This window comes from Nevskia soli (assembly GCF_903970205.1).
Classification (GTDB): domain Bacteria; phylum Acidobacteriota; class Terriglobia; order Bryobacterales; family Bryobacteraceae; genus Bog-113.
The window spans coordinates 1-6,553 of record NZ_CAJCHS010000420.1 but is presented as its reverse complement, the minus strand read 5'-3'; the positions used below and the strand labels follow the sequence as shown (position 1 = coordinate 6,553).

Annotated in this window: 8 protein-coding genes; 4 read left to right on the top strand and 4 right to left on the bottom strand. The window is 60.3% G+C overall.

From position 1 onward, the window contains the following. From H1Y01_RS18055 to H1Y01_RS18040, 4 genes are all read right to left on the bottom strand, one after another. Positions 1–996, bottom strand: a 996-nt coding sequence (locus tag H1Y01_RS18055; protein ID WP_180542020.1) for an ABC transporter permease subunit, incomplete at its 3' end; no start/stop codon positions are given. A gap of 79 nt (positions 997–1,075) precedes the next feature. Then, the gene (locus H1Y01_RS18050) at positions 1,076–1,807 is read right to left on the bottom strand and encodes a metallophosphoesterase family protein (protein WP_180542018.1); all 732 of its coding nucleotides are present in this window, start codon (positions 1,805–1,807) and stop codon (positions 1,076–1,078) included. A 7-nt stretch (positions 1,808–1,814) separates the two neighbouring features. Further along, positions 1,815–3,008 carry a metallophosphoesterase gene (locus H1Y01_RS18045; protein WP_219341674.1) on the bottom strand — a complete coding sequence of 398 codons (1,194 nt, stop codon included), beginning with the start codon at positions 3,006–3,008 and terminating at the stop codon, positions 1,815–1,817. After that, entirely contained in the window at positions 3,008–3,736 is a 729-nt protein-coding gene (locus H1Y01_RS18040) for an RsmE family RNA methyltransferase (RefSeq protein WP_180542014.1), read from the bottom strand. Before H1Y01_RS18040 ends, H1Y01_RS18045 begins: the two co-directional genes overlap by 1 nt. 447 nt (positions 3,737–4,183) lie before the next feature. Between H1Y01_RS18040 and H1Y01_RS18035 the strand changes: the two genes are divergently transcribed. The 4 genes from H1Y01_RS18035 to folK all read left to right on the top strand — a co-directional run. Further along, complete coding sequence (locus H1Y01_RS18035; RefSeq protein ID WP_180542012.1) at positions 4,184–4,582, top strand: hypothetical protein; 399 nt, start codon at positions 4,184–4,186, stop codon at positions 4,580–4,582. 92 nt (positions 4,583–4,674) lie between these two features. Continuing rightward, positions 4,675–5,268, top strand: a complete 594-nt coding sequence (gene ruvA, locus H1Y01_RS18030) for a Holliday junction branch migration protein RuvA (protein ID WP_180542010.1) — start codon at positions 4,675–4,677, stop codon at positions 5,266–5,268. A 15-nt stretch (positions 5,269–5,283) separates the two neighbouring features. Next, positions 5,284–6,312, top strand: a complete 1,029-nt coding sequence (gene ruvB, locus H1Y01_RS18025; RefSeq protein WP_180542008.1) for a Holliday junction branch migration DNA helicase RuvB — start codon at positions 5,284–5,286, stop codon at positions 6,310–6,312. Then, positions 6,309–6,553, top strand: a 245-nt coding sequence (gene folK, locus H1Y01_RS18020) for a 2-amino-4-hydroxy-6-hydroxymethyldihydropteridine diphosphokinase (RefSeq protein ID WP_180542006.1), incomplete at its 3' end; no start/stop codon positions are given. The genes ruvB and folK, both read left to right, overlap by 4 nt.

The following is a 6,553-nucleotide window of genomic DNA, read 5'->3' as shown; positions in this document are numbered from 1 at the left end:
CAAGCCGATCAACACTACCGCCACAATGGTCACGACTGCGTTGAACAGCCGATCGCTTCGCGGTTTCTCCGCAGCCTCGACGCTATGCGGCGAGGGCCTGGTCCACGCACTCAACGCGCGGTCGATCGGCCGGCCCAACACCGCAAACAAACTCTTGACCACGAAGGGCAGCCGCGCCGCGCGCCATAAGTCATTCACCCAGAAACGCCGCGTCTCGCCCGCCGTAAGCTCGAGCTTGTATCGATCCGCCAGCGTCACCAGCGGACGCCAGAAGAACTGATCGATCGCCAAGACCAACACGGTCATCGTCAGGATGGCCCACGCCAGCGCGTGGAAGTCCTTCGCCGCCGTTGCCGCCGCTACATACGAACCAATCCCCGGAAGCGTGTAACTCCGATTCAACACGCTGATGGCTTCGGTAGCCGCCAGGAAAAACCAGCCGCCGCCGAAGCTCATCATTCCGTTCCACACCAGCCCGATTACCGACGACGGCAATTCCAATCGCGTGAAGCGCTCCCAGAGCGACAGGCCATACAGGGTCGCCATCTCATCCAATTCGTGCGGCACCGTGCGCAGCGATTGATAGAACGAGAAGGTCATGTTCCAGGCTTGTCCGGTGAAGATGGCGAAGATCGATGCCGCTTCCAGACCCAGCAGGCTTCCTCGAAACAGCGCGATGAACCCCGTCACCGTGATCGATAGAAACCCCAGCACGGGAACCGATTGCAGAATGTCCAGCAGCGGCACCAGCACTCTCTCCGCACGCCGGCTGCGTGCCGCCGCGTAGCCATAAACGAACGTGAAGATGGTTGAGAGAATCAGCGCGATGAACATGCGCAGCGTCGAGCGCGCCGCGTAGTTGGGCAGATTTCGCGGGTCCAGACTGACCGCCGGAATCACATCCGGCGGATGGAAGCGCACCAGGCTCTCGCCGCCCACGCGCGCCACTACGTATAGCAGCCCCAGTGTGCCCAGCCCCACGGCCAGATCTGCCATCGGGTTCGATCGTGTTGAGGTTGTGGTTGCCGCGAACCACTGCGGCTTGCGCCAGACGTACGTCAAATCAGCATCCGGATCAACATCCAAATCCCAATCGAACGGCGAGCGGCTCAGGAAGTCCCGCGTCCACGATCTTGTGCTGCGCGGTCATAATGTCGTAGCTGATGCGCCGCAACTCCAGAGTTCGTGATGCCCGATCGAACAGCGCATATCCGGCGCGCCGGTCTTTATCGCGCGGCTGCCCCACTGAGCCGGGGTTCACCAGATACGACGCGACATCGTCGACCATACGGGGGAACCGCAGATCTGCCGGATTCCACTGCATCGTCCGGTTCTGCCGCTGTTCGAAGCCGCCCTGGATGTGGGTGTGCCCGAAGAATGTCAAATGCTGTTCCGTGAATCCGAACGCTTCGCGCGCCTCATGCAGCGACACCAGATACTCGTCTTCGTCCACGGGAGAGCCGTGTACCATCTGAAAATCCTCCACCTGCGCGGGACCATGCGGCAGTTCGCTCAACCAGGCGCGATTTTCATCGCTCAGCGCCCGATGCGTCCAGCGTGTAGCGGCCTGCGCGAGCGGGTTGAACCACTCGATTCCGGTCAACGTGGCGCAGGCGCGGTCATGATTGCCGCGGATCACTGCCGCCGCGTTTTTACGCACCCATTCCGTCACTGGATTTGGATCGGCCCCGTAGCCCACGATGTCGCCGCAGCATAGCACCTGATCATATTGGTCGATAGCGTCCCGCAGCACGGCCGACAACGCTTCCCAGTTGCCGTGCAGGTCGCTGATGACGAGATATCTCACGGAATTGTTAAGCCTTTGTGAATTTCATCAGGGTGATTTCGGGGGGCGCGCCAACCCGCGACGGAATGCCGATCGAGCCGATGCCCCGCGTTACGTAGCATACTCGGGTTCCGGAGCGATACAGCCCGGAGACGTAGGGGGTGTAGAAGCGGGCCATGTCGATGTCTTCGTGCAGGATCTCCGTCCGGATCTGCCCTCCGTGCGTATGGCCGCTTAGAGTCAGATCGAACCCCAGCGGCGCCGAAGCTCGAAATACATCCGGGTTATGCGACAGCAGCACGTTGAAGGCGCCGGGCAGTAGCAGCCCTTCACGCCCGGTCAGATATTTGCCGCTACTGATGCGGCGCAGATAATCGACCCCGGCCAGATTGATGACGACATTGCCGCGCCGGATCTGCGTGGTGGCTTGACGAAGGACCGTTATCCCGCGCCGCGCGGCAAGGAGCGTCGCCAGGTTCTCGGCTTCGGCATAGATCTCGTGGTTCCCCAGGCAGCCGAATGCGGGTTCGTTGTTATTTAGCCGCGCCAGTTCATCGATGCACGCTTCGAGTGGGTCGCCCTTGCCGCTGATGAAGTCGCCGGTATGGACAATCATGTCAGGCTTCAGCTCGCGGCACGCATCGACCACGCGCGTCAGATCTTTCTGGCTCAGAAACGCGCTGCGGTGTACATCGCTGAGTTGCAGGATGCGAAAGCCTTCCAGGTCCGCGGGCAGATTGGCGAAGGGGATGCTGACCTCTTCCACGCGAAAGCGCTCGCGCTCGATCGCGCAGCCGTAGAGCAGGACGCCGGTCGGAATCGCCGCTGCCACATAAGCCGCCGTGGTGATCAGTTCTCTTCGTGTTTTGTCTGTTGAACGCGTGGCAGCCGTCGACGACCCCGCGCGGGCGCTCGGCGAAAAAAACCGAATCACCCACCCGATGCCTTCGACCGCCATGTAGCAAGCAAACGCGATGGTGGACGTGTACGTCCATAAACCCATCGCAAAGACCATCCAGCCGGGGCGGCTCATCTTGCCGCCAAATCGCGGAAAACCGGCGAAAGAGTAGAGGAAGACGAGCGCGAACAGCCCGTAGAAGAAGGACCGCAAACGCGGCCATCGCTTCGCTCCGAGATAGGCAATCAGGAGCTGAATGAAAAGCAGGGGAAGGAATCTCGCATAGGCTTGCAGGAAAGCCGATGTCGAGCTCATCGAATGCATTAGCTTTTCAGTGTATCTGTCTGCCTAGTGTTCAGCCCGGCGAGCTCATGTATCACGACCGCGAGCCCGGCAATCGCTGCCGTCTCGGCGCGCAGCACGGTGGCGCCGAGCGAAGCGGCAGTCCAGCAGTTGGCGCGCAGATTTTCCCGTTCGTCATCCGTCCAACCGCCCTCGGGACCGGCGAGTAGCGCGACCGGCGAAGCCTTGATTTGCAGCGTTGGAGTCCCTTGCAGTTCGTCGAGCAGGACACGTTCGCCATCGCGCGGCAACTCGCGGAACCGGATCGCAGCGGCGATCTCCGGCAACTGCGCGCGCCGCGATTGCTGGCTGGCTTCGCGGGCAATCCGGCGCCAGCGCTCGACGCGCTTTTCCGCCGCGGCAAACAAGCCCTGTTCGCTGCGCTTGGTTTCAACTGGAATCACGCGCCGGACGCCAAGTTCAGTAGCCTTTTCGATCATCCACTCGAAGCGGTCGAACTTGAATAGCGCGGCATATAGATCAACGGGCGCGGCAGCAGGACCGGCTTCCATGGGCTCAACAAGTTCGAATGCGACGAGCGATTTGCGGGCTTCCGTCACCGTCGCCAGCCACACTTCGGAGTTATCTGAGATCTCGAACTGCTGGCCCTTTTCCACCCGAAGCACGCGTGTTAGATGAGCGGCTTCATCGCCCTCAATCACCGCCGCGCCCTTCTGAAACCGGCCCACGAAGAACCGCCTGCGTGCCATTAACGAGATCGTCGCATAGCGGCTCGGGTGGAGAGTCCGAAAAGACCGCTTGCTCACGCGCGCGGCTCAGTAGGTTCATTGCGTTACCGATTCATTGCATTGCCGATTCATCGCATTGCCGATTCACTTGCGTTGGCGATTCATTGCATTGCCGATTCATCGCGTTGCCGATTCATCGCGTTACCGATTCCTTGCGTTGCCGATTCATTGCGTTACCGATTCATTGCGTTACCGATTCCTCGCATTGCCGATTCCTTGCGTTGCCGATTCCTTGCATTGCCGATTCATCGCGTTGCCGATTCCCTTGCGTTGCCGATTCCTCGCGTTGCCGATTCATTGCGTTGGCGATTCACTTGCGTTGCCGATTCATTTGCGTTGGCGATTTCTCGCGTTACTGAGCCGCGACCGTGAGGGAGCCGGTCTTGGCACAAGCTCTTAGCGATACTATTGTGCAATGCCACGAAAAGCTATCCGCCTCTTTGTAGCGGGGCCGGACTCTTACTGGCGGCGGTGGCTCAACAGACCTTCACCTATACCAGCATCAACCGGATTAATTCGAAAGGCGATGTGGTCGGCTCCTACGAATTCATCGACAAGAAAGGATCTACCTTTGACTTGGGCTTTGTCCGTGGCGCGAACGGCACTTTCAAAACCTTCCGGGTTCCCGGCGCAACGGAAACCGATGCGATCGGCATCAGCGATTCTCTTGCGATTGTCGGTTCTACGACGCAGGCGTCATTGCCGTTTTCGCTCAGAACACTAACCAGATATCTCAAGGCTTCGTCTACTCTCAGGGACAGTTTACGAACATCAGTTATCCGGGAAGTACTCAAACGCTGGCGTTAGGAATCAACGACAGCGGCGTCGTCTCCGGAACTTATTACGATACGAACAACGTGTCTCACGGCTTCATCGCAACTCCAGTAAACTAGTCTCGGATGATTGCGCTCCTTCGCGGTACTCTACTCGAGAAATCCCCCAACCAGGCAATCGTCGATGTCGCGGGCGTCGGGTACGATGTCACGATTCCAGTAAGCACTTACTCCGCCCTGCCCAACCCCGGCGCGGAAGTACGTCTGCGCATCCATACGCACGTGCGGGAAGACGCCATCGCGCTCTTCGGATTCAACAGCGCCGAAGAGAAGCAAGTCTTCGAAAAGCTGATCGGCGTCAGCGGCATCGGCCCCAAACTCGCGATCACGATACTCTCCGGCTTGGCCGCACCGGACCTGATCCGCGCCATCCGCAATAGCGAAATCGAACGCCTGGTCCGCATCCCCGGCGTCGGCAAGAAGACCGCCGAGCGCATGGTCCTCGAACTCAAAGACAAGCTGATCGCGCCGGCTGCCGCCGACGGCGCTACACCGGAGCAGCCCGCTTTATCCGAGATCGATCGCGATGTCCTCTCCGCGCTCCTGAACCTCGGCTGCGCGCGTCCGGTGGCTGAATCCGCGATTCGCCGAGCACGTGCCGCGGGCGCAGGCGAAGATTTCGAGCCGCTCTTCCGGCGCGCGCTTGAGTTCGTCAGATAATAGGGCTTCCTTCAAATGGCAGATAGTAGAATCGTCTCGGCCGCCCCGAACGCCGAAGACGCGCAGTTCGAAGCGAGCCTGCGCCCGCGCCGTCTTGCGGATTTCACCGGGCAGCCGAAGCTCAAAGAGAACCTGGCGATTGCCATCGAAGCCGCGCGCCACCGCGGCGAAGCGATGGATCACGTTCTTCTCTATGGGCCGCCGGGCCTCGGCAAAACCACGCTAGGTTCCATCATCGCCGCAGAACTCGAAGTCGCGTTCGGGCAGACCTCCGGGCCGGTGCTGCAGAAGAAACTCGACCTCTCCGGCATCCTCAGCACCCTGCAGCCCAAGCAAGTCTTCTTCATCGACGAGGTGCATCGATTGCTGCCCGATGTTGAAGAGATGTTGTATTCCGCGCTGGAAGATTTCAGTCTCGATATTTTGATCGGCTCCGGGCCCGGCGCGCGCACGCATTCAATCCCGCTCCCGCATTTCACGGCGATCGGCGCGACCACGCGGCAAGGCTTGGTCAGCGCTCCCATGCGCGGCCGCTTCGGTCTGGTCCTGCGCCTGAATCCTTACGAGGTTGAGGAACTCACGCGCATTGTCCAGCGCTCCGCACGACTCTTGAGCGTCTCCGTCGATCTCGCCGGCGCCGAAGAGATCGCGCGCCGTAGCCGTGGAACCCCGCGTATCGCCAACCGGCTGTTGCGCCGCGTTCGCGACTACGCGCAAGTGCGCGCTTCCGGCGAGATCACGAAGCAGGTTGCCGAGACCGCGCTCGATCTCCTGGAAGTCGATCGCTTCGGCCTCGATGAGATCGACCAGAAGATCATGCGAACGGTGCTCGAGAAATACCGCGGGGGTCCGGTCGGCATTAATACCATCGCGGCATCTATCGCCGAGGAGCCCGAAACGATCGAAGAGGTGTACGAACCGTATCTGATCCAGCTCGGGTTCATCAACCGGACGCCGCGCGGGAGGACCGGAACCGACCGTGCTTTCGAATATTTTGGCGTCAACAAGTATTCGCCGCGCAGCGATCAACCGGGACTCTTTTGACGCGATTCTTTCTCGGACTCGGCTCCAACCTGGGTGACCGCGCCGCCTATCTGGAACGGGCGCTATCGGCGTTGAAAGCGCCCGACCTGCGGATCACTCGTGTGTCTCCGGTCTATGAAACCGCGCCGGTGGGACTTACGGATCAGCCTGCGTTTCTTAATGCCGTGGCCGAGGGTTTGACTTCGATAAGTGCTGAGCGCCTGCTACACCGATGCGGCTATATCGAAGAAGCTCTGAAGCG